16 protein-coding genes and 1 other RNA gene are annotated in these 23,653 nt (G+C 70.8%); 8 read left to right on the top strand and 9 right to left on the bottom strand.

The genetic code is table 11. The features are described 5' to 3' along the window. Positions 1-276: 276 nt before the first annotated feature. The 6 genes from RCR19_RS22575 to RCR19_RS22550 are packed head-to-tail and all read left to right on the top strand — an operon-like array spanning position 277 to position 9,570. On the top strand, positions 277-1,569 hold the full coding sequence (locus RCR19_RS22575; RefSeq protein ID WP_331266771.1) for an extracellular solute-binding protein: 1,293 nt from the start codon (positions 277-279) through the stop codon (positions 1,567-1,569). Further along, a complete protein-coding gene (locus tag RCR19_RS22570; RefSeq protein WP_331266770.1) occupies positions 1,566-2,528 on the top strand; it encodes a sugar ABC transporter permease in 963 nt (320 codons plus the stop codon). Before RCR19_RS22575 ends, RCR19_RS22570 begins: the two co-directional genes overlap by 4 nt. Next, positions 2,525-3,349 carry a carbohydrate ABC transporter permease gene (locus RCR19_RS22565; RefSeq protein ID WP_331266769.1) on the top strand — a complete coding sequence of 275 codons (825 nt, stop codon included), beginning with the start codon at positions 2,525-2,527 and terminating at the stop codon, positions 3,347-3,349. The genes RCR19_RS22570 and RCR19_RS22565 overlap by 4 nt, the downstream gene beginning before the upstream one ends. Positions 3,350-3,360: 11 nt before the next feature. Then, entirely contained in the window at positions 3,361-5,613 is a 2,253-nt protein-coding gene (gene yicI, locus RCR19_RS22560; RefSeq protein WP_331266768.1) for an alpha-xylosidase, read from the top strand. A 2-nt stretch (positions 5,614-5,615) separates the two neighbouring features. Next, on the top strand, positions 5,616-6,626 hold the full coding sequence (locus RCR19_RS22555; protein ID WP_331266767.1) for a LacI family DNA-binding transcriptional regulator: 1,011 nt from the start codon (positions 5,616-5,618) through the stop codon (positions 6,624-6,626). A gap of 40 nt (positions 6,627-6,666) precedes the next feature. Then, the gene (locus RCR19_RS22550; RefSeq protein WP_331266766.1) at positions 6,667-9,570 is read left to right on the top strand and encodes a glycoside hydrolase family 3 C-terminal domain-containing protein; all 2,904 of its coding nucleotides are present in this window, start codon (positions 6,667-6,669) and stop codon (positions 9,568-9,570) included. A gap of 178 nt (positions 9,571-9,748) precedes the next feature. On the opposite strand, the gene ssrA is transcribed toward RCR19_RS22550, so the two are convergent. From ssrA to ftsE, 5 genes are all read right to left on the bottom strand, one after another. Next, positions 9,749-10,146, bottom strand: a transfer-messenger RNA (tmRNA) gene (ssrA, locus tag RCR19_RS22545). A 145-nt stretch (positions 10,147-10,291) separates the two neighbouring features. After that, on the bottom strand, positions 10,292-10,771 hold the full coding sequence (gene smpB, locus RCR19_RS22540) for an SsrA-binding protein SmpB (RefSeq protein ID WP_059127799.1): 480 nt from the start codon (positions 10,769-10,771) through the stop codon (positions 10,292-10,294). A gap of 67 nt (positions 10,772-10,838) precedes the next feature. Beyond that, complete coding sequence (locus RCR19_RS22535) at positions 10,839-12,002, bottom strand: S41 family peptidase (protein ID WP_331266765.1); 1,164 nt, start codon at positions 12,000-12,002, stop codon at positions 10,839-10,841. Positions 12,003-12,069: 67 nt separating this feature from the next. Next, complete coding sequence (gene ftsX, locus RCR19_RS22530) at positions 12,070-12,990, bottom strand: permease-like cell division protein FtsX (RefSeq protein WP_059127797.1); 921 nt, start codon at positions 12,988-12,990, stop codon at positions 12,070-12,072. A 28-nt stretch (positions 12,991-13,018) separates the two neighbouring features. Next, complete coding sequence (ftsE, locus tag RCR19_RS22525; RefSeq protein WP_331266764.1) at positions 13,019-13,708, bottom strand: cell division ATP-binding protein FtsE; 690 nt, start codon at positions 13,706-13,708, stop codon at positions 13,019-13,021. Between the two features lie 331 nt (positions 13,709-14,039). Here ftsE and RCR19_RS22520 point away from each other — a divergent pair, with 331 nt between their 5' ends. Continuing rightward, positions 14,040-14,231: a hypothetical protein gene (locus RCR19_RS22520; protein WP_331266763.1), complete on the top strand. Its 192-nt coding sequence runs from the start codon at positions 14,040-14,042 to the stop codon at positions 14,229-14,231. Positions 14,232-14,350: 119 nt separating this feature from the next. Here RCR19_RS22520 and RCR19_RS22515 read toward each other — a convergent pair whose 3' ends face one another. The 4 genes from RCR19_RS22515 to RCR19_RS22500 form a co-directional block, all read right to left on the bottom strand. Continuing rightward, entirely contained in the window at positions 14,351-14,977 is a 627-nt protein-coding gene (locus RCR19_RS22515; protein ID WP_331266762.1) for a hypothetical protein, read from the bottom strand. Positions 14,978-15,308: 331 nt separating this feature from the next. Beyond that, positions 15,309-16,415, bottom strand: coding sequence for a peptide chain release factor 2 (gene prfB / locus RCR19_RS22510; protein WP_059127793.1), 1,107 nt, complete (start codon positions 16,413-16,415; stop codon positions 15,309-15,311). A 154-nt stretch (positions 16,416-16,569) separates the two neighbouring features. Continuing rightward, positions 16,570-17,805 (bottom strand): serine/threonine-protein kinase, encoded by a 1,236-nt coding sequence (locus RCR19_RS22505; RefSeq protein WP_331266761.1) that lies wholly within the window; start codon positions 17,803-17,805, stop codon positions 16,570-16,572. 201 nt (positions 17,806-18,006) lie between these two features. Continuing rightward, positions 18,007-19,650, bottom strand: coding sequence for a protein kinase (locus RCR19_RS22500; protein ID WP_331266760.1), 1,644 nt, complete (start codon positions 19,648-19,650; stop codon positions 18,007-18,009). Positions 19,651-20,191: 541 nt separating this feature from the next. On the opposite strand from RCR19_RS22500, the gene RCR19_RS22495 reads away from it, so the two are divergent. Then, positions 20,192-23,611 (top strand): FHA domain-containing protein, encoded by a 3,420-nt coding sequence (locus tag RCR19_RS22495; RefSeq protein WP_331269524.1) that lies wholly within the window; start codon positions 20,192-20,194, stop codon positions 23,609-23,611. The last annotated feature ends 42 nt before the right edge of the window (positions 23,612-23,653 follow it).

Below are 23,653 nucleotides of genomic sequence, written 5' to 3'. Positions count from 1 at the left end.
CACCGGCCTCGCGTAACGACACCCCCGGCGGCCCCGCCCCGCTGATCGCGACGGTGTGCGGGCCGGGTGTTCACCGTCCCGTGGACTCCCGCCGGCACTCCCCGACGGCGCTCGGCGGCGCGGCGAATCTCCGCTGATTCGTGCGCCGCCCATTGACGCGCCCGAAGCCCCCACATACCTTCCCCCGTCGAAGCGCTTCGACGTCACGCATCGAAACGATTCGACGACGGTTGCGTGGCACCCCAGACCCCCATCCGACTCCCCTGGAGGCACTGGATGTTGACGGCACGAAGGCGTGTGGTGGCGACGGCGGCGGTCCTGACCGGATCCCTGCTCCTGGCCTCATGCGGCGGCTCGGACAGCGGATCCTCCGACGGCAAGACGCTGAAACTGTGGCACTACGAGGCCCCGAACAGCGCGATGGGCATCGCCTGGAACGAGGCCATCAAGGAGTTCGAGGCGAAACACCCGGGCGTGAAGGTGAAGTTCGAGGAGAAGGGCTTCGAACAGATCCAGAAGACGGCGCCCATGGTCCTCAACTCCTCCGACGCGCCCGATCTCATGGAGTACAACAAGGGCAACGCGACGGCGGGCCTGCTCTCCAAGCAGGGGCTCCTCACCGATCTGACCCCCGAGGTCACCGAGCACGGCTGGGACAAGATGCTCAGCGCGGGCGTCAAGACCACCAGCCGGTACGACGCGAACGGCGTCATGGGGTCCGGGAAGTGGTACGGAATACCCAATTACGCCGAATACACCATGGTCTTCTACAACAAGGACCTCTTCAAGAAGTACGGCATCGCCGAGCCGAAGACGTTCGACGACCTCACGGCCGCCATGGACACCTTCGTCGCCAAGGGCGTCACCCCGCTCGCCAACGCCGGCGCCGAGTACCCGGCCCAGCAGTACCTCTACCAGCTGGCCCTGTCCAAGGCCGACCGCTCCTGGGTCGACTCCTACGAGCTCTACCAGGGCAAGCCCGACTTCCACGACGCCGCCTGGACGTACGGCGCCACCACCTTCGCCGACTGGGTGAAGAAGGGCTACATCGGCAAGACGTCCAGCGGCGCCAAGGCCGAGGACGCCGGCGTCGCCTTCATCCAGGGCAAGAACCCCATCCTGTTCAGCGGGAGCTGGTGGTACGGCCGCTTCAAGGCGGAGAACAAGTTCGACTGGGGCACCGTGCTGTGGCCCGGCTCGAACCTGACCCTCGGCTCCGGCGGCAACCTGTGGGTCGTCCCCAAGGGCGCGAAGAACAAGGACCTCGCCTACGACTTCATCGACATCACCATGTCGAAGAAGATCCAGAACCTGCTGGGCAACAAGGGCGGTGTGCCCGTCGCCGCAGACGCGTCCGCCATCACGGACCCGCAGGCGGGGACCCTCATCTCGAACTTCAACACCCTGTCCGACCGTGACGGCCTGGCCTTCTACCCCGACTGGCCCGTCCCCGGCTTCTACGACGTCCTCGTCTCCGAGACACAGAAGCTGATCACGGGCAGCGAGAAGCCGGACGACTTCCTCGACCATGTGCAGCAGGCGTACGACAAGGGCGTGCCGCAGCAATGACGGTCACCGTCGAACGGGGCGCGCGGGCCGTCGGCAAACAGCCGCACACCGGCCCGCGCCGCCCGCGCACCTCGTACGCCCTCTTCCTGCTCCCCGGCGTGCTCACCTTCCTCGTCGTGGTAGTCGTCCCGTTCCTGATGAACACGGGCGTGAGCTTCACCGAGTGGAGCGGCGTCGGCTCGCCGAAGTGGTCCGGGCTCGCCAACTACCGCGAGCTGATGGACGACAGCGAGTTCTGGGCGTCCTTCCGGCACAGCCTGTTCATGGTCGTCGCCATGGCCGTCGTACCGACGGTGGTCGGACTCGTCCTGGCCGCGGCGCTGTTCGACTACATCGGCAAGCATTTCGGCACGAAGATCGCCGCCGTGCTCCGCGCCTGCTTCTACCTCCCGCAGGTGCTGCCCATCGCGGTCGCCGGCATCGTCTGGAGCTGGATCCTCGCACCCGACAACGGCGCCCTGAACGCGCTGCTGAAGGCGATCGGGCTCGGCTCCTGGCAGCAGGACTGGCTCGGTGACCCGGACATCGCCCTCTACAGCGTCATGGGGGTGATGGTGTGGGTGCAGATCGGCTTCCCGCTCGTCGTCTTCATGGCGGGTCTCCAGCGCGTCGACCCGCAACTGTACGAGGCGGCCGAACTGGACGGCGCGGGCTGGTGGCGCCGCTTCTGGCACATCACGCTGCCGCAGATCAGGCCCGAGATCTCGGTGGTGCTGACCTGGTGCACGATCGCCGCGCTCAAGGTCTTCGGGGCGGTCTATGTGCTGACCAAGGGCGGCCCGGGCGGCGCGACCGACGTCCCGTCGTACTTCTCCTTCACCACGTTCTTCGAGAAGACCCAGGTCGGTTACGGCGCCGCGATCTCCACCGTGCTGACCGTGATCATCCTGCTGCTCTCCCTGGTGGGCCTGAGGCTTCAGACCCGCGCCGAGGACGCCGAGGAAGGGGTCCGCGCATGACCACCGCCCTACGCCGCTACCCCGTGCTCGTCGCCCTCTGCCTGGCGGCCCTGTTCATGGTGCTGCCGTTCCTCATCGTCGCGGTCAACGCCTTCAAGTCGCCCGCCGAATACTCCCAGCACGGCCCGCTGAGCCTGCCGGGGGGTTTCTACGTCGACGGTCTCGAGGACTTCTGGCAGCGCGTGGACTACAGCCAGAAGCTCCTCAACTCGGTACTGATCAGCGGCTGTGTCGCGGTTCTCGCCGCGGTTCTGTCGATCCTCAACGCCTATGCGATCGGCATCGGCCGCATCAGGGGCCGCACCTGGGTGCTGGCGTTCTTCGTGCTGGCCAACGTGCTGCCGCAGGAGGCGCTGGTCTATCCGCTGTACTACCTCAGCAAGCAGGTCGGCCTCTATGACACACGGCTGAGCGTGATCATCGTCTTCACGGTGATCCAGTCCGCCTTCGGCACCTATCTGCTCTCCTCCGTCCTCGGGCAGTTCCCGCGCGAGATCATCGAGGCGGCCCGGATCGACGGGGCGAACCGGTGGCAGGTGCTGTGGCGCATCGTGGTCCCGGTCAGCCGCCCCACCATCGGCGTGCTGCTCGTCTTCTTCTTCATCTGGACGTGGAACGAGTTCCTGCTCCCGCTGGTCATGCTGATCTCCAACGACAACCAGACGGTGTCGGTGGCGCTCGGCGTGCTCCAGGGCCAGCGGCTGATGGACGCCACGATGACCAATGCGGCGGCCCTGCTGGGCGTCCTGCCCGCACTCGTCTTCTTCCTCGTCTTCCAGCGGACTCTCACCCGCGGCATCGCCGTGGGTGCCGTCAAGTAGGGGGTACGCGCTTGAAGTTCACCGACGGCTACTGGCTGCTGCGCGAAGGCGTCACCGCGGCCCACCCGGTGGAGGTCCTCGATGTGACCGCCTCCCCGGGGGCACTGGAGATCCACGCGCCGACGCAGCCCATCCGCCACCGCGGCGACCTGTTGAAGGGACCGGTCGTGACGATCAGCGCGCACGCGCCGATGCCGGACGTCATCGGCGTCACCTTCACCCACTTCGAGGGCGAGCAGCCCCGCGGCCCCCGTTTCGAGGTACGGGGGGAGGACGGCTTCACACCGCACACGGAGTACGACGAGGACCACGCCACCCTCACCTCGGGCGCCCTGTCGGTACGGGTCGCCCGCACCGGCCGCTGGCAGATCGACTTCCTGGCCCACGGACACACCCTGACCACCAGCGGGCCCAAGGGCATGGGCATCATGCGGGACCCCGGCGGCGCCCACTATCTGCGCGAACAGCTGAATCTCGGCGTCGGGGCCTCGGTGTACGGCCTCGGCGAACGCTTCGGGCCGCTGCGGAAGAACGGCCAGGTCGTCGACATGTGGAACGCCGACGGCGGCACGGCGACCGAACAGGCCTACAAGAACGTCCCGTTCTATCTGACGGACGCCGGCTACGGGGTCTTCGTCGACCATCCGGGCAAGGTGTCCTTCGAGGTCGGCTCGGAGGCGGTGTCCCGGGTCCAGTTCAGCGTGGAGGGCCAGCAGCTGACGTACTACGTCGTCTACGGCCCCACTCCGAAGGAGATCCTGCGCAAGTACACGGCCCTCACCGGCCGCCCCGCCCTGCCGCCCGCCTGGTCCTTCGGCCTGTGGCTGTCCACGTCCTTCACCACCTCCTACGACGAGGGCACCGTCACCTCCTTCATCGACGGCATGAAGGAGCGCGAACTTCCGCTGTCCGTCTTCCACTTCGACTGCTTCTGGATGCGCGAGTTCAACTGGTGCGACTTCCGGTGGGATCCGCGCGTGTTCCCGGACCCCGAAGGCATGCTGTCCCGGCTCAAGGACAAGGGCCTGCACATCTGCGTCTGGATCAACCCGTACATCGCCCAGCGCTCGCCGCTCTTCGCCGAGGGCAAGGCCCTCGGCCATCTGCTGCGCCGCCCGGACGGCAGTGTGTGGCAGTGGGACCTGTGGCAACCGGGCATGGCACTCGTCGACTTCACCAGCCCGGCCGCGCGCGACTGGTACGCCGCCAAACTGGAGGCACTGCTGGCGCAGGGCGTGGACTGCTTCAAGACCGACTTCGGCGAGCGCATCCCGGTGGACGTGGCGTACGCGGACGGCTCGGACCCCGAGCGGATGCACAACTACTACACGTACCTGTACAACCGCACCGTCTTCGATGTGCTGCGCAAGCACCGCGGAGAGGGCGAGGCCGTCGTCTTCGCCCGCTCGGCCACGGCGGGCAGCCAGCACTTCCCCGTCCACTGGGGCGGCGACTGCGAGGCCACGTACGAGTCGATGGCCGAGTCGCTGCGCGGCGGGCTCAGTCTCGGCATGTCCGGCTTCGGGTTCTGGAGCCATGACATCGGCGGCTTCGAGGGCACGCCCACCGCGGCCCTGTTCAAACGATGGCTCGCCTTCGGGCTGATGTCCTCGCACAGCCGGCTGCACGGCTCCTCCTCCTACCGGGTGCCCTGGCTCTTCGACGAGGAGGCCGTCGACGTCCTTCGCCTGTTCACCCGGCTGAAGCTGCGCCTGATGCCGTATCTGTACGAGACCGCGCGCACCGCGCACACCGACGGTGTGCCGATGATGCGGGCGATGGTGCTGGAGTTCCCGGACGACCCCGGGTGCGCGCATCTGGAGCGGCAGTACATGCTCGGTTCCGACCTGCTGGTCGCGCCCGTCTTCAGCGACGAGGGGGACGTCTCGTACTACGTGCCCGAGGGCGAGTGGACCCATCTGCTCGACGGGCGGACGGTCACCGGGCCGCTCTGGGTCCGCGAACGGCACGGTTTCTCCAGCATGCCGCTGCTGGTGAGGCCCGGTGCGGTGATCCCGATGGGCGCGGTGGACGACCGGCCCGACTACCCCTACGCGGACGGGGTCACCCTGCATGCCTACGGCCTCGGGCGCGGGGCACGGGTGACGGTGCCGGTCGGGGACGTGACCTTCACCGTCGTCCGGGAGGGTGACACACTGCGGGCCTCCAGCAGTGATCCGGCGGCCCCCTGGGCGCTGGCCTGCGGGGACCGTGTCGTACGGGCGGCCGCGGGCACCGGGTTCCTCTCCCTGGAACTGGGCTGACCATGGTGAAGATCACGGATGTGGCGCGGCACGCGGGTGTGTCGCCCAGCACCGTCTCGTACGCGCTGAGCGGCAAGCGCCCCATCTCGCAGATGACCCGGCAGCGCATCGAGTCGTCCATCCGCGAATTGGGCTACCGCCCGCACGCCGGCGCGCGGGCGCTGGCCAGCAGCAGGTCGAACGTCCTCGCGCTGGTCGTCCCCCTGCGGGCCGGCATCCATGTCCCGGTGGTGATGCAGTTCGCGGTGTCGGTGGTGACCACGGCACGCGGTCACGACCACGACGTGCTGCTGCTCACCCAGGAGGAGGGCGAGGAGGGGCTCCGCCGCGTCGCGGACACGGCGCTTGTGGACGCCCTGATCGTCATGGACGTCCAGCTGCGCGACCCCCGGCTGCCGTTGCTGCGGTCACTCGACCGGCCCTCGGTGATGATCGGGTTCCCACAGGAGCCCGACGGTCTCACCTGCATCGACCTCGACTTCAGGGCGGCGGGCGAGCTGTGCGTGGAGCGGCTCGCCCGGCTCGGCCACCGGGTCGTGGCGCTGGTCGGCTCGCCGCCGGAGGTCTATGTGCGGGAGACCGCGTTCGCCCAGCGGGTGGTGCAGGGGTTCACGGCAGCCGCCGACCGCAACGGGATGTCGTCCTGCGTCCGTCCGTGCGAGGCGGCGCCGGGTGCCGCCCGCCGGGTCGCCGAACGCCTGCTGAGCGAACAGCCCGCGCTGACCGGGGTCGTCGTCCACAACGAGGCGGTCCTGGAGCCGCTGATCGAGGCCTTCGAGCAGCTGGGACTGCGTGTCCCGGGCGATCTGTCGGTCATCGCGATCTGTCCCGACGAGCTGGCCGAGTCCCTGCGCGTCCCGGTCACCTCGGTCGCCCTGCCGTCCGCCGAGCTGGGCGCACGGGCCGTGGAACTGCTGACGAAGAAGCTGGACGGCACGGCCGTCCCCGAGGCGACGCTCCTGCCGCCGCGCCTGACGGACCGGGCCAGCACCGCACCACGCAACGCGTCCTGAGACCCCTCACCTGCACGGCCCTACTCGAAGGAGCCCTGAGATGAAAGGCACCACAGGAAGACGCAGAACCACCCTCGTCGTGACGCTCGCCCTGATCGCGGGGCTCGGCGCCACCGCACCCACGCACGCCGACGGCCCTGCACATCCCTTCCGCGACCCGCGCCTGCCCGTCGACCGGCGCGTCGAGGACCTGCTCTCCCGCCTCACCCCGGACGAGAAGATCTCCCTGCTCCACCAGTACGAGCCGGCCGTCCCACGGCTCGGCATCCAGGCGTTCCGCACCGGCACCGAAGCCCTGCACGGAGTGGCGTGGCTCGGCAGGACGACCGTGTTCCCACAGGCGATCGGGCTGGCCTCCACCTGGGATCCGGCGCTGATCCGGCAGGTCGGCTCGGCGGTCGGCGACGAGGCGCGCGGCTTCCAGCAGGAGCGCCCGGCCGGCTGGGGCCTCAATCTGTGGGCGCCGGTGGTGAACCTGTTGCGCGACCCCCGCTGGGGCCGCAACGAGGAGGGCTACTCCGAGGACCCCTACCTCACCGGGTCCCTCTCCACCGCATACGGCACCGGTCTGACCGGCGGCGACCCCGACCACCTCAAGACGGCGCCCACGCTCAAGCACTTCCTCGCCGACAACAACGAGGTGCGGCGGGACACCACGTCCTCCGACCTGCGCCCGCGCGTGCTGAAGGAGTACGACGAGCAGGCCTTCAAGCCCGCGATCGAGGCAGACGCGGCGACCGGGGTGATGTCCTCGTACAACCTCGTCAACGGCCGGCCGAACACGGTGAACCCGGCCCTCGACGACACCGTGCGCAGCTGGACCTCACGGGATCTGCTGAACGTGACGGACGCCTTCGCGCCGGGGAACCTGACCGGCAGCCAGAAGTACTACGGCACCCAGGCCGAGGCGGACGCGGCCGCGCTGAAGGCGGGCATCGACAGCTTCACGGACAACGACACGGACCCGGGACCGACCACGGCAGCGATCAAGTCGGCTCTGTCCACAGGCCTGTTGAAGGAGAAGGACATCGACGAGGCCGTCGGGCACATCCTGGCCATCCGGGTCCGGCTCGGCGAGTTCGACCCGGGCGGCGGCCCGTACGGTGGCATCGACGCGTCCGTCATCAACAGCACGGCCCACCGGACGCTGGCGCGCAGAGCGGCGACCGAGGCGACCGTGCTGCTGAGGAACGACGGGACGCTGCCGCTGCGGAAGTCCGGGAGCGCCGCGGTGGTGGGCCCGCTCTCCGGCACCCTCTACACCGACTGGTACTCCGGCACCCTGCCGTACGCGGTGACTCCCAAGGACGGCGTCGCGGCCGAGCTCGGCGCTCCGGTGGCCGGCAGCGAGGGGGTGGACCGGATCGCGCTGAAGGACACCGCGACCGGCCGGTACGTGACGGCGGGGAACGGTGACGCCGGCGCGGCCCTGAGGGAGACGGCGGATTCCGGGGCCGGCACACGGTTCGACGTGTTCGACTGGGGCTCGGGGATCGTGACCCTGCGCTCGGCCGCGAACGGCAAGTACGTGGGCTACAACGGGTCGGGCTTCGTCAACGACCAGGCACAGCCGAACGGATGGTTCGTGCAGCAGCAGTTCGCGCTCGAGCGGCAGAGCGACGGCACGTACCTGCTGCGCTACGCGGGCTACGAGACCGGCGAGTCCTGGTGGACGAGCCCGGTCTACCTGGGCCCGGCCGGCACCGACGGCACCCTCGGCCTGGTCGGCAAGGACAAGGCCGCGCACTACGCCAAGGACGTCGTGCGCGACGGCACCGCCGAGGCGGTGGCGGCGGTGAAGGGCAAGGACACGGCGGTCGTCGTGGTCGGCTCGATGCCCGCGATCAACGGGCGCGAGGCCCACGACCGGACCGACATGGCTCTTGCCCCGTCGCAGGAGACCCTGGTCAGGGCGGTGCGCGCGGCCAACCCCCGGACGGTCGTGATCGTCGAGAACAGCTATCCCACCACTCTGGGCGCCCTGCAGAAGGAGGTGCCCGCCCTGCTGTGGACGTCCCACGCGGGTCAGGAGACGGGCCACGCCCTCGCCGACGTGCTGTACGGCGACGCGAACCCGGCGGGCAGGCTCACCCAGACCTGGTACCGCTCGGAGTCCGACCTGCCGTCGATCCTGGACTACGACATCATCAAGTCCGACCGCACGTACCAGTACTTCGAGGGGAAGCCGCTGTACCCCTTCGGGTACGGGCTGTCGTACACGTCCTTCCGCTACGGCGAGCTGAAGCGGGTCCCCGACGGCTACGAGGTGGCGGTGACGAACACGGGCCGGCGGACCGGCGACGAGGTGGTGCAGCTCTACGTCCACCAGCGCACCTCCCGCGACCAGCAGCCGCTGAAGCAGCTCAAGGCGTACTCGAGGGTGTCGCTGAAGCCGGGCGGGACGAAGACGGTCCGGCTGGCACTGCGCACCCCGGACCTCGCGCACTGGGACGTCACACGCTCGAAGTGGGTCGTCGAGACGGCGGCGTACGACGTGATGGTGGGCTCGTCGTCGGCGGACATCCGTGCACGGACGTCGCTGAAGGTGCGGGGGGAGATCATCCCGCCCCGTGACCTCTCCCGGACGACCCGGGCGGAGAACTTCGACGACTACCGGGGGATCAGCCTGGTGGACGAGTCGAAGGCGCGTGGAACGGCGGTGCGGGCGACGGCGGAGGGGTCGTGGCTGAAGTTCGCGGACACGCTCCTGGGGCCGGGACGGGACGGGTTCGCAGCGCGCGTCGCCGGTGCGGCGGGCACGGTGGAGGTCCGCCTCGGCTCCCCCACCGGCACACTCGCCGGCACGGCGCACTTCGAGGGCACGTCGTCGCCCTACGCCTACGAGACGGTGAAGGCGCCGCTGACGGCCGCGGCGAAGGGGCGCCGGGACGTGTACCTCGTCCTGCACGGAGATCTTCGCCTGTCGACGTTCAGCCTGCGCTGAGGTCCACGTACCGGACGCGGGCGGGGGTGTGGGGTCGGGGACGGCCGCGCACGGCCGGTCATCAACGCCGCCTGTGGAGCGGGTGGCGCTTCCCCCGCTCCACAGGCTCGCTCCACAGGCTGCTGCGACGACAAAGGCCCCGCTGTCCGGGAACAGCGAGGCCTTGCCCACATGGGGTAAGTGGAGATGGCGGGAATCGAACCCGCGTCCAACGGTGCGGAACCAGGGCTTCTCCGTGTGCAGTCCGCTTCGCTTTTCTCAGCCCCGGAGATCACGCGGACAAGTCTCCGACGGGCTCAGTCACTGTTTGGTTTCCCTCTTCACCCCGTGACCGGGATCAAGGTTTAGTCCCCTAGCTGATGCCAGGATCCGGGTCGGGAACAGCCCCGGGCTGACACTCCCTGTTTAGGAGGCTCGCTCTGCTGCCTTATCAGGCAGCGAGGGCGAAGGCCTGCTGGGAGGAATCGCGCTTGGTATTGGCGATTATTTTTTTCGGCCTGTGGTTTACGAGATCATGGCCGCTTCCTCGACACGCTTCCCCTGCTTCGACAACCGCTGTCGAAACCGATCATCCCCATGTTGATTTTTCAATCCTCGCACCGGCTGTGCGGTGCAGCCGCCATCGTACGTGATCGACGCACCCCGATGCCAGCGTATTCCCGGCGGTCACCCCGCCGTGACTACAGGTTCAACCGCGCGCGGGACCCGGTCATTCCCCGGCTCAGGCCTGCTGCCGGCGCCTGACCGCCGAGATCGCCCGATCCGTCTCGCGACGGTCCTGCTTCTCGCGCAGCGTCTGCCGCTTGTCGTACTCCTTCTTGCCCTTCGCCAGCGCGATCTCGATCTTGGCGCGGCCGTCCTTGAAGTACAGGGCGAGGGGCACGATCGTGTGACCCGTCTCCTGCGACTTCGACTCCAGCTTGTCGATCTCGTCGCGGTGCAGCAGCAGCTTGCGCCTGCGGCGGGCACTGTGGTTGGTCCAGGTGCCCTGGCTGTACTCCGGCACATGCACGTTGTGCAGCCACGCCTCGTGCCCGTCCAGCTGCACGAAGCCGTCCACCAGCGAGGCCCGCCCCTGGCGCAGCGACTTCACCTCGGTGCCCATGAGGACGAGACCGGCCTCGTAGGTGTCGAGGATGTGGTAGTCGTGCCGCGCCTTCTTGTTCTGCGCGATCAGCTTGCGCCCTTTTTCCTTAGCCATAGTGCCCACCATTTTCGCACTACGGAGGGCCGTGGAGGAAAGCGCATTACCGGGAGCGCCGGGCTCGCTACGAAGGGTCTCCCAGACCGCTGAGCACCGTCTCGGCCCGCTTGAGCACCTCGCGGTCGGTCACGAGATCGGGAGTGATCCCGTGGCCGTCGACGCCGCGGCCGGAAGGGGTGCGGTAGTGCCCGACGGTCAGCTCCGCGACGGAGCCGTCGGGGAGGCGGCTCGGCATCTGGACCGAGCCCTTGCCGAAGGTGCGGGTGCCCACGACGACGGCCCGGCCGCGGTCCTGGAGGGCACCGGTGAGCAGTTCCGCCGCGCTCATCGTGCCGCCGTCGACGAGCGCGACCAGAGGTCTGGTGGTGTCGGCGCCGGGGTCGGCGTGCAGGGCGCGCTGGTCGCCGTTGACGTCGTACGTCGCGACGAGGCCCCCGTCGAGGAAGGCCGAAGCTGCGGTGACCGCCTCGGTGACCAGGCCACCGGAGTTGCCGCGCAGGTCCAGGACGATCCCGGCGCCCTTGGGCGCCTCGGCGACGGTTCTGCGGACGAGGTCGCCCGACCCCTTGGTGAAGGCGGCGATCCTGATCACGACGACCCGGTCGGTGAGCCGGCTCACCGACACCGAGTCCGTGGACAGCCGGGCCCGGCGCAGCTCCCGGTCCCAGCGGTGCGCGCCACGCTGCAGGCCGAGCCGGACCCGGGTACCGGCCTGTGCCTCGTCGGCGTCGCCGCGCAGGAGGGCGACCACCTCGGTCACCGGCCTGCCGTCCACGCCCTTGCCGTCGACGCTGCGCAGCCGGTCGCCCGTGCGGATACCGGCGACTGCCGCGGGCGAGCCGGGCTGGACCCGGGTCACCTCGATCCTGCCGTCCCGCTCGCGCCGTGCGGACAGCCCGACGCCCGTGTACTGGCCGTCGAGGGCTTCTTCGAACTCCTGGTACTCGCCCTGGGAGTAGACGGCGCTCCAGCGGTCGCCGCTGCGGCTCACGGCCCGTTCGGCCGCCTCCATGGGGGACTTGCCGTCCGCCATCGCCCTGGCCGCCGCCTCCGTCACGGTGTCGTCCTCGGCGGTCAGGGTGTCGGACCCGGCGGCGGCGGACTTGCCGACGGACTCGTCGAACGAGCCGGTCGCCGCGCCCGCCACGAGGACGCTCGCGAAGACCAACGTCAGGGCCGCCCCGCGGCGGATGCGGCGGGGCTGACAGAACGGGTCACGGCCTGACATGCGGGTGAGTCTAGGACAACCCGCGGGGCGGTACCGGCCGTTGCCCGTACCGCCCCGTTGTCGTGCGTCACACCTTCAGGTACTTGCGCAACGCGAAGAATGCGGCAAGCGCCGGCATCAACAGGCTCGTGGCGAGTATCAGCGGCAGCTTGGTCAACACCGCGTCCCAGCCGATGAAGTTGATCAGATTCAGCTTGTGGGACAGATCAAGACCGTGGTCGATGATGAAGTACCGGGCGACCACCAGGAATCCGCAGGCGACCGTGCCTCCGATGAGCCCGGCGACCGCGGCCTCCATGATGAACGGCGCCTGGATGTAGAAGCCGGATGCGCCGACCAGGCGCATGATGCCGGTTTCCCGGCGCCGGCTGAACGCGGAGACACGCACCGTGTTGACGATCAGCATCAGCGCGACCACCAGCATCATCGCCATGACCGCGCGTGCGGCCCAGTTCATGCCGTTGAGCAACCCGAAGAGGTTGTCGAGGATGCCCTTCTGGTCCTGCACCGACTGCACGCCGTCGCGGCCGTTGAAGGCGCTCGCGATGACCTGGTACTGCTCCGGGTTCTTCAGCTTGATGCGGTACGACTCCTGCATCTGGTCCGGGGTCAGCGAACTGGCCAGCGGCGAGTCGCCGAACTGCTCCTTGTAGTGCTTGTAGGCCTCGTCCTGCGACTCGTAGGTGACCTTCTGGACGACGGTGGTCATCTTGTCCAGGTCACCGATGATCTGCTTCTTCTGCTCCTCGGTGACCGCGCCCTTGGAGCAGTTGGGGTCGGACTCCGCGTCGCTCTTGTTGCAGAGGAAGACGGAGACGTTGACCTTGTCGTACCAGTAGCCCTTCATCTGGTTCACCTGGTCGCTCATCAGGAGTGAGCCACCGAAGAGGGCCAGGGAGAGGGCGACCGAGACGATCACCGCGAAGGTCATCGTCAGATTGCGGCGGAGACCGACACCGATCTCCGACAGAACGAACTGGGCGCGCATGGCGTCTGCTCAAGCCTTTCCGTGGATCTCAGTGCTGATAGCCGTAGACGCCGCGCGCCTGGTCGCGGACGAGGCGGCCCTTCTCGAGCTCGATGACGCGCTTGCGCATCTGGTCCACGATGTTCTGGTCGTGGGTCGCCATCACCACGGTCGTGCCCGTCCGGTTGATCCGGTCGAGCAGTTTCATGATGCCGACGGAGGTCTGCGGGTCGAGGTTGCCGGTGGGCTCGTCCGCGATCAGCAGCTTGGGGCGGTTGACGAAGGCCCTGGCGATCGCCACACGCTGCTGCTCACCACCCGAGAGCTCACCGGGCATGCGCTCCTCCTTGCCGCCGAGCCCGACGAGATCGAGCACCTGGGGCACCGACTTGCGGATCTCACCGCGCGACTTGCCGATGACCTCCTGGGCGAAGGCCACGTTCTCGGCGACCGTCTTGTTCGGCAGAAGGCGGAAGTCCTGGAACACGGTCCCCAGCTGCCGGCGCATCTGGGGCACCTTCCAGTTGGAGAGGCGGGCGAGATCCTTGCCCAGCACATGCACCTGCCCGGTGCTGCACCGCTCCTCGCGGAGGACGAGCCGCAGGAAAGTGGACTTTCCGGAGCCGGAGGATCCCACGAGGAACACGAACTCGCCCTTCTCGACCTCCAGGGACACATCCCGGAGGGCGGGGCGGTTCTGCTTGGGGTAGACCTTGGACACGTTGTCGAATCGGATCACGGATGCACCACTGGCCGTTGGGGTAGGTGACCGTGACCATACGCGAAGCAGGTGTGCAAGCGCAGTCGCCGGTCTGGGTTGCACGAGAGTCGCACCTTTTGTCCCTCACCGGTGCGAGGAGCGCCGTGGAAGGAGTGCGGCGGAACGCGCGAGCGGCGCATGGACCGCCGATGACCGCAAAAGGGACGGAACCGCCCCTGGGGGAGCGCTTCCGGGCCCAGTCCATCAGGGTCCCGCGCCGAAATTCACGGAACCTGGCACAGTGGAGTGGGAACGGTTGCGTTCCCGGAAACGTTGTGTACGTGAAAGCGGCACAAGGAGGGCGAGGCGCATGACGTACGACCGATTGGTGTGCGCGAACTGTGCGGCGCCCGTCAATGAGGGTCGCTGCCCCGTATGCCGTGCCAGCCGACAGCGGCTCCAGCAGGAAAACCCCTGGTCGGGGCTGAATCCTACGGCACTGATCGTACTTGTCGCCGTACTGATCGCGGCGGTGGCGCTGCTGGCGCACCAGACGGTGTAGCCCGGCGGGGCGCCGCGGAGCGCACTCAGGAACGTACGGGAAGGGCCCGGGGCGGCAGAACGCCCCGGGCCCTTCGTACGCGCTTCTCACACCCGCGGACGGGCTTGTGCGCCCGTCGATCAGGCGACGGTCCCGCCACGCCCGCTCACGAGGCGCGGCAGCACACGGAAACCGATGCCTCCGGCGATCATCGTGGCGGCACCGACCAGCAGGATCGTGGTCTCGCCGGCACCGGTGTCGGCGAGCTGCTCGCCGTTGCCCTGAACCGTGGTGTCGATGTTCCCGGCACCGGTGTCGCTCAGGTTCGAGGAGCCCTTGCCCTGCTCGACCGGCTTATTTCCCCCGTCGGGGTTGGTGTCGTTGCCGTCACCGTTGCCGCCGCCCCCGTTACCTTCGGTCGGCTCGTCCGTCGGCTCGGTCGGGTTGTCGGTGGGCTGAGTCGGGTCGTCGCTGGTCGGCGGCGCCGGATCGGTGGGCGTCCCCGGGTCGGTGGGCGTCTCCGGGTCGGTGGGCGTCTCCGGGTCGGTGGGCGTCTCCGGGTCCGTCGGGATGCCGGTGGCGGTGGGATCGGCGGTCGGCGCGTCGGCGCTGATGCCGGCACCGACGTGGGCGCCGTCCTCGTCGACGCTCGCGTTGAGGCGGACGTCGAGCGCCGAAGCGGCTCCCGCGGCGGTCAGTGACGCGCCGGCCGCAATCACCGCACTGGCGGCTATCCGCGCCACATGGATCCGCGTCTTCTTGGTCATCTACCTACTACCCCCAGTAGCTGATCGTCGTTGGAGCAGCGCACGGGGCCACGGCGTCGGGGACGGCTGTACCACTGGAGCCCCCCGGTTCACATGCGCCCCGGAATCACGCATGCCACGCTTCAGACTTCCTAGTTTTCACAGCAACGTCAAGAACGTTGCGTGCGCGATGTCCGGTTAGTGATCGTTTGCGGGGGGTGCAGCATTGTGAGTGTGATGTAAAACCCGGACATCCTGCGACGGAAATGGCAACTACCCCTACGCAAGGGGCAGTTGCCCAGTCAACAAAACGTCACTTTCCGGTGGCGCCGTCGCCGTGGCGCCACCGGGCCTACTTCTCCTGCTGCTTGCGCCAGCGAATCCCGGCCTCGATGAACCCGTCGATCTCGCCGTTGAACACGGCCTCGGGGTTGCCGACTTCGTGCTCGGTCCGCAGGTCCTTGACCATCTGGTACGGGTGCAGGACGTACGAACGCATCTGGTTGCCCCAGGAGTTGCCGCCGTCACCCTTGAGGGCGTCCATCTTGGCCTGCTCCTCCTGCCGGCGCCGCTCGAGGAGCTTGGCCTGCAGGACGTTCATCGCGCTGGCCCTGTTCTGGATCTGGGAGCGCTCGTTCTGGCAGGTGACGACGATGCCGGTGGGGAGGTGCGTGATCCGCACGGCGGAGTCGGTCGTGTTGACGCCCTGGCCACCCGGACCGGAGGACCGGAACACATCGACGCGGAGGTCGGAGTCGTCGATCTCGACGTGGTCGGACTGCTCGACGACGGGAAGGATCTCCACGCCCGCGAAGGAGGTCTGACGCCGCCCCTGGTTGTCGTAGGGGGAGATGCGGACCAGCCGGTGCGTGCCCTGCTCGACGGAGAGGGTGCCGTAGGCGTACGGCGCCTGGACGGCGAAGGTCGTGGACTTGATCCCGGCCTCTTCCGCGTACGACGTGTCGTAGACCTCGGTCTTGTAGCCGTGCTGCTCGGCCCAGCGCAGGTACATCCGCTGGAGCTTCTCGGCGAAGTCGGCGGCGTCGACGCCACCGGCCTCGGCGCGGATGTTCACGAGCGCCTCACGGGCGTCGTACTCACCGCTGAGAAGCGTCCGGACCTCCATCTCGTCCAGTGCCTTCCGCACCGCGGTGAGCTCGGACTCGGCCTCGACGCGGGTGTCCGGGTCGTCCTCGGCCTCGGCGAGCTCGAAGAGCACCCCGAGGTCGTCGATCCGGCCGCGCAGGGCCTCGGCCTTCCTCACCTCGGACTGGAGGTGGGAGAGCTTGCTGGTGATCTTCTGCGCCTCGTCCGGGTCGTCCCACAGGGACGGCGCGGCTGCCTGCTCCTCGAGCACGGCGATGTCTGCCCTCAGCCTGTCGAGGTCCAGAACGGCCTCGATCGACTCCATGGTCGAGGAGAGGGACTTGAGCTCTTCGGATACATCGACGACTGCCACGCATCCAGCGTAACGGCTCCGCCAGGCGGTGAACGCCGGGTGACCGCCGGTTACGGAAAGGCCGGGCGCCGGGGCCGGTGCGGGGCCCGCGCCGCCCCCGCACCGGCCGGAGGCAGCGGGGCGGGACGCCGGCGGTCACGGCGGGCGCCCGCCGTCAGGGGGACGCCGGAGCCGAGTTCCGGGTCGCCGGGGGCTGACCGTCGTCGGCGTCGGACGTCGCGAGCCACGCCCCCACCCCGACCACCGCCAGCAGGGCCGCCGTCACCGCGCCCAGGACGAGCCGGCGCCTGCGGGTCTGCGCGCGATGGCGGGCCGATCCCGGGCGCGGGGCGCCCGCGGCACGGGGCGCGCGGGCCGTGCCCCGGGCGCCGCCGGCCAGCTCGTCCGGCGCCGGCACCCGCATCGAGGTGTGGGTGTCCCGGTTGGAGTCCGGCTTCGCGCCCGGCACCAGCGGGACGGACCCGCGGCGCTCCCGGGCCGTGGCCCGCTCGCCCGGCACCACCGCGTCGTACGACGGCTCCTCGGCCGGCTCCGCATCGGGTTCGTCCACGTCCAGCGGCGGCATCCCGGTCAGCATCGGCACCTGCTCCCGCAGCCTCGCCGCGAGCTCCGACGCCCGCAGCCGCGAGGCGGGGGCCTTCGCGAGGCACTGCACGATCAGCTGCCACAGCTCGTCCGTGATGCCCGGCAGGGGCACGACGGTCTCGGTGACATGGCGGCGCAGCACCGCGCCCGGGTGCCCGCCGCCGAAGGGCGTGAAGCCGGCCAGGAGCTCGTACAGGACCGTCGCCAGCGCGTAGATGTCCACCGCGGCCGTGGGCGGCAGCCCCTCCACCAGTTCCGGCGCGAGGTAGTCCGGAGTGCCGATGATCTTCGTGGCCCGGGTGCGGCGGGGTGAGTCGATCAGCTTGGCGACACCGAAGTCGGTCAGCAGCGCGGGGTGGGCGCCGCCCGGGCCGAGCGGCCCCTGCATGTCCAGCAGCACGTTCTCCGGCTTCACGTCCCGGTGCACGACGCCGGCCGCATGCGCCGCCGCCAGCCCGTCCGCCACGTCCGCGACGATCGCCACCGCGGCCTCGGGCGCCAGGCGGCGCTCGCGGTCCAGGCGGGTCCGCAGATCGGTGCCCCGGACCAGGTCCATGACCAGCGCCAGGTCGTTGCCGTCGACCACCAGGTCCCGCACGGCGACGACGTTCGGGTGGTCGAGCCCCAGCAGCGCCGTGCGCTCCTGGACGAAGCGGCCCACGAGCTCCTGGTCGGACGCGAGGTCCTCCCGGAGCAGCTTGATGGCGACGGGCCCTTCCGGCCCCTCGCCCAGCCACACCGTGCCGGCGCTCCCCCGCCCCAGGATCTGGTTCGCGGTGTACCGGCTGCCGATCTTCCGTGCCAAGACTGCTCCTACTGGGACGCGTGTTGCCGACGCTGCGCCGTTCCGGGTCGGTGATGCCGCGGCGGACGCCGCGAATCGCCGGACCCGGTCGACAAAACTACGCGTCCGGGGCCGCAACCTTCACCGCCAAGGCGGAAATCACCCGTCAGGTGTCGACAAATCCCCAAGCCCGGAGGGTTCTTGGGCTCTCCGGGCCCTCGTTCAGGACGTGCCGTCGCCCAGTTTCCCGATCCAGCCCGTCACGGCGGAGAACCAGTCGGTCAGCTGCCCCCAGTACGACTTCGACGTACCGATCCACTCCTGGAGCGGGCTGAACTCCCAGACCAGCCACCCGGCCACGAACAGGATGACGATCGTGAACAGACACCCCTTCAGGCAGCCGAGTCCCGGGATCTTCATCGGGTTGGCGCTGCGCTGCCGCGGTTCGCGCGGCTCACGCGCCGGGCGCGGGGCGGGCTGCCGGGGCTGCTGCGGCGCCGGCGCGTACCGCTGCGGCTGCTGCTGCTGGGGCGCGTACTGCTGGGGCTGCTGCGGGTAGCCCTGCTGCTGCGGATGCCCGTACCCGGGCCCGGACTGCCGCTGCCCCTGCTGAGGCCGGGCGACCTGCCGCTGCGGCCGGCGGCGCAGCGGGTCCTGGTCGGGGTCGAGGTACGCCTGGACCTGCGTCTGCTCGTTGCGGTCGCGCGCCGCGCGCAACTGCGTCTGCCAGGGGTGCGGCTGCTCCTCCTGCTGGGGTTGACCGCCCGGCTGGTGCTGCGGCACCGGCGGCATCACGGCGGTGGGGTCCGCCGCGCCGGTGCTCGGCAGCACGGTGGTGGGGTCCCCGGCGCCCGGGGTGTTCGGCAGGACGCTGGTCGCCGCGTTCGGGTCGTATCCGGCGGCGTTGTGCGGCAGCACCTGGGTGGGGTCGGCGGAGCCCGGGACGCTCGCCGGATCGGGGTCCGGGACGAGTAGCGCGCCCACCCCCTCCGCCGCGGCGATCTGCGCGGAGTTCGCGTGCACGCCGACCCCTTCGGCGACGACCCGCAGTGCCCGCGCCAGGTTCTCGGCGCTGGGCCGCTCGTCCGGGTTCTTGCGCAGGCAGCGCTCGATGACCGTCCACAGCGGGTCGGGCACCGTCGAGGGGCGGCGCGGTTCGGCGCTCAGGTGCTGGTGGAGCACCTCCAGGGCCGATCCTCCACCGAACGGAGGACGCCCGGTGACCAGCTCGTACATCAGGATGCCGGCGCCGTAGATGTCGACGGCGGAGGTCTGCGGGCGGCCCTCGGCCGACTCGGGTGCGACGTATGCGGGCGTGCCCACGAACTCGTGTGTGCGGGTGAGGCCCGGGGAGTCCGCCAGCCGGGCGATCCCGAAGTCGGTCAGCATCGGGTGCATCCGGCCGCTGTCCTGCCGCAGCAGGACGTTCGCCGGCTTGAGGTCGCGGTGCACTACGCCGTCCGCGTGACTCGCGGCCAGCGCGTCGGCGATCTGCGCGGTGAGCAGGGAGGCGGCGACGGGGCTGAAGGGCCCGCTGTCACGGAGGTAGCGGTGCAGGTCGGGGCCGTCGACGAGGTCCATGACCAGGGCCAGCAGATCGCCCTCGACCACCAGGTCCCGCACGCGCACGATGTTCGGGTGGGTCAGCCGCAGCAGGACGGACCGCTCCCGCAGGAACCGCATCACGACGTCGGGGTCGCTCGCCAGCTCCTCCTTGAGGACCTTGATCGCCACGGTCTCGCCGGGCTGCCCCGCGACGGCCGCCTCGGCACCCGCGGTCTCCCGCTGGCGGGCTCGCCAGACGGTGCCCGTGGCGCCGCGTCCGAGCGGCTCCTCGAGCAGGTACTTGCTGCCTACCGGCCGCACGTCATGCGCTCCCTGCTGCTTGCTTGTCCGGACCGTCCACCCGTTCTAAGGGTGGTCCGACCCACTGTAGTGCCGCAGATCCTGGCACCGGGATGTCGACGGCTGTGCGTCCGCCGCCTTTCACAGCCATGGACGTCTGCGGACACTCCGCCGTTCCCCGGTTCCCGTACCCGGACTCCACGGATCCCCGCGTCCTTTCCCGCCCGCTCCATCGGACATACGTACGCGAGGCACGCGGATGTTCGATATTCGGTCGTCGACGGGAAGACGCTCGCTGCGGCGCACATGGTTGCCAGGACCGGACGTGACCGATCTCAAGCGGACAGGGGCCGTGCACTGGTCAGGCACTTTTGCGGGCAGAGCCGACCAATCAAGATCACTTGACGGCGGGCGGCGGGCGCGCTGTCGGTGGCAGGTGCGAGGATGCATCCCGTACTGGCCGATGTGCTCGTGCACGGTGGGGGGAAGGTCGCGGTCGGGACCGCGACACGGCCCCCTTTTCCGGCCTCGGGCGCCCGTGCAGAAGGGACCGCTGACGGCGATGCAGATCCGGCTGACCGTCGTAGACCCGCTGGGACCGCCCCCGGAGTCCCGGGCACGCGCCGCGAGCTGTGATGTGCTGGTCACCGCGCCCGCCGGGACGGCGCTGGCCGCGGTCGCGTCGGGCCTGGCCGCGGCGGCCGGCTCGGGCGAGGGTCCCTCGGTGCTGTACGCGGGCGCGGAGCGGCTGGACGCGCAGCGCTGCACCCTGGGTGAACCTCCGCTGCTGGACGGCGCGGTACTGACCCTCGGCGCCCCCGCGGAGCCGGGCCCCGAGCCCGACGCGGACGCGCCCCAGCTGCACGTGGTGGCGGGCCCGGACGCGGGCGGCGTCCATCTGCTGCACGGCGGTGCCATCCGCATCGGCCGCTCCGCCGAAGCGGACGTCCCGCTGGACGATCCGGACGTCTCCCGGCTGCACTGCGCGATCACGGTCACCGACGACGGCAGCGTCTCGGTCGCCGACCTGAACTCCACGAACGGCACCGTGCTCGACGGCAGCCCGGTGGCCGACCGCCCGGTGCGCTTCGCCCCGGGCGCCCTGCTCCGTATCGGCGAATCGGCCCTGCGGCTGACCCTGCCGGGCCGGGTGCGCCCCGTGGGGACGGCACCGGACGGAGAGGGCCGGGTACGCGTCCTCGGCGAGACGGACGCCGAGAGCCCGGCGCCGGCCGCGCGGCCGGCGTCCGTGCCCCCCGCACACCAGGGGAACGCCACGGCGGCTGGTTCCGGCACCGCCGACCTCTCCGGAACGGGCGGCGATCCCGCCCGCGCCCGGCGCACCGGTCCCGCCGGCGGCCTCGCGGGCGACACGCATCACGGGTTCGGGGTCACGGCCTGGGGCGCCGCGGACGCGGCCGGCTCGGGCGCACAGGAGCACGGGGCCGTGGAGCCGCCCTCCCCCGCGCTCGCGGACCCGCTCCAGCCCCGGCACCCGCGGAACGCGGACGGCGCCCCGACGGCTCCGGTCGTTCCGGGGCAGGGCGGAGCCCCCTCGCTCGAGAGCCGGGACCTGGCCGGCGAGAGCACACGCAAGGGCACCCCACCGCGCGGCACGGACGTGCCCGCGGGGGAGCGCAGGCGCGGCTTCACCGCGTGGGCGCGCAGGCTGACCGGCGGCCGCGGAGACCAGAACGGCACGGGAGCAGGGGCGTACGACACGGACGTGGGTGCGCCGGCGCCCGCGTTCCTGGCGGCCGCCGCCCCGGAGAAGTGGCCCGACCCCGCGTCGCTGCTGCTGGCCGTCCTCGGCCCGGGGCCGCGGTTGTGGGAGCGCGGACCAGGTCACCCGGAGACGCTCACCGTGCGGCTGGGCACGGCCGACCGGGCGGCCCCGGACGGTTCGGGACTGCTGCCCGCCGTCCCCGTGACCGCCGGGCTGCGGGAGGTGGGCTCACTCGGCCTCGCGGGGCCCCGGGAACGGCTGTCCGGGCTGGCCCGTGTGGTGATCGCGCAGCTCGCCGCGCTGCACTCCCCCGACACGCTGGAGCTGGTCCTGATCAGCGCGGACCGCTCCCGTCCGCTGGAGGAGCGCACCGCCGACTGGTCCTGGCTCGGCTGGCTGCCCCATCTGCGCCCGGCCCATGGGCAGGACTGCAGGCTCCTGCTGGCCTACGACCGGGAACAGGCGGCGGCGCGCACGGACGAGCTGCTGCGCCGCCTCGAGGACCACCTCACCGACCAGGACGGGCTCACGGGTCCCCCGCACGGAACCGCCCCGGACCGTCCGGCCGGCGAGCCCCGGGGCCTTCCTGCGCACCCCGCCGATCCGGTCGATCCCCAGGACGCCCCCTCACCGCGCGGCGCCGCCCGTCGCCCCTCCTGGGCGCAGGAGGACGGCCCCGCGGGCGGCGCGTTCCCCGGGCCGTACACCGTGGTGATCGTCGACGGGGACCCCGGCGGAGCCGCCGTGCGCGAGGCCGTGGCGCGGCTGGCGCAGCAGGGCGCGCGGGCCGGGATCCATGTGGTCTGCCTGGCCGAGGCGCCGCCCGCCTCGCCCGCCTCACCGATGACGGCGACCTTCGAGGCGGCGTGCGCGGTCTCGCCGGCGTTCCGCGAGTGCGGGGCCGTGGCCCTGCTGAGCGGCGACGTGGCGACGGCACTGCGACTGCTGCGGGTCGCGCCGGGTGAGGGCGCGAGCGCCGCGCTCGGACTCCGCGCCCCCGTGGGTCACGGCACGGTCGCCGCGGTCGACGCGGTGTCCCCGGCGTGGGCCGAGCGGTTCGCGCGGGCTCTCGCCCCGCTGCGTACCGACGGCGGCGGTGACCGGCACACGCGCGTCTCGGCGCCGCTGCCCCAGGCGGCGCGGCTGCTGGACGAGTTGGGCCTGGCCAGGGCCACCCCGGCGTCGCTGATGGCGCGTTGGGCGGATGCGATGGACGACATCCAGGCGCCGGGCGGACGTGTCTGGGCGGTGCTCGGCGCCGGGCCGCGCGGCCCGGTCTGCCTGGACCTGGCGGCGGAGGGGCCGCATCTGCTGCTGGAGGGGCCGCCCGGCAGCGGCCGTACGGAGCTGCTGCGCTCGATCGCCGCGTCGCTCGCGTCGGCCGAGCGGCCGGACCGGCTCGGGATCGTGCTGGTCGACGGCCGTGACTGCGGGACCAACGGCAACGCCGGCGGTGACGGCCTGCAGGCCTGCCTGGACCTGCCGCACGTCTCCACCCACCTTGCGGCCAACGACCCGGTGCGCATGCGGGACTTCGCCCAGTCGCTGACCGCCGAGCTGAAGCGGCGGGCCGAACTGCTGGGGCGGCTCGGCTTCGCCGAATGGCACACGCGCCAAGGGGTGTCGGGCCGCATCGGACCGCAGCGGACGGGGAGTTCGGACTCCGGCGACCTGGACACGCCGCCGAGCACCACGCTGAGGCTGCGCCCCGCGGCGACCCGGCAGCGGACGGAGCAGGTGCCGCCGCCGGCACGGCTGGTGGTGCTGGTCGACGACCTGGACGCGCTGCTGTCACCGGCGCTCGGCTCACCGGGACGCCCGGCGGCCGGATCGGTGGTGCGCGCCCTGGAGGCGGTGGCCCGGGAGGGCGATCGGCTCGGTGTGCATCTTGTCGCCGCCGCCGCCCCCGGTGGGCGGACGGCGCAGTGGGAGCCGGCCCGGACGGCCGCGCTGCGGATCGCGCTCGAGGAGGTCTCCCCGGGCGCGGACGAACCGGCGCCCGGACGTGGGCGGCTGACACGGGCGGACGGCAGGGTGACGCCCTTCCAGGGTGGGCGGATCACCGGCCGCATCCCCCGCACGGCGACGCTGCGGCCCACGGTCGTCGCGCTGGAGTGGCAGCGCATGGGTGACCCGCCTGCCCGCCGTCCCGTCCGCGAACTGGGCAACGGCCCGACGGACCTGGCCCTGCTGGCGAGCGCGCTGGAGCGGGCCGCACGTTCGGTGTCGGCGAACGAGGTGCCTTCGCTGCTGTGACGCCGGGGGCCCGTGCCCGGCCTGTACCGAGTCGCACCGGGC

This window comes from Streptomyces sp. WAC07094 (assembly GCF_036320405.1).
GTDB lineage: Bacteria > Actinomycetota > Actinomycetes > Streptomycetales > Streptomycetaceae > Streptomyces > Streptomyces lannensis.
This window is presented reverse-complemented; position numbering and strand designations above follow the sequence as displayed.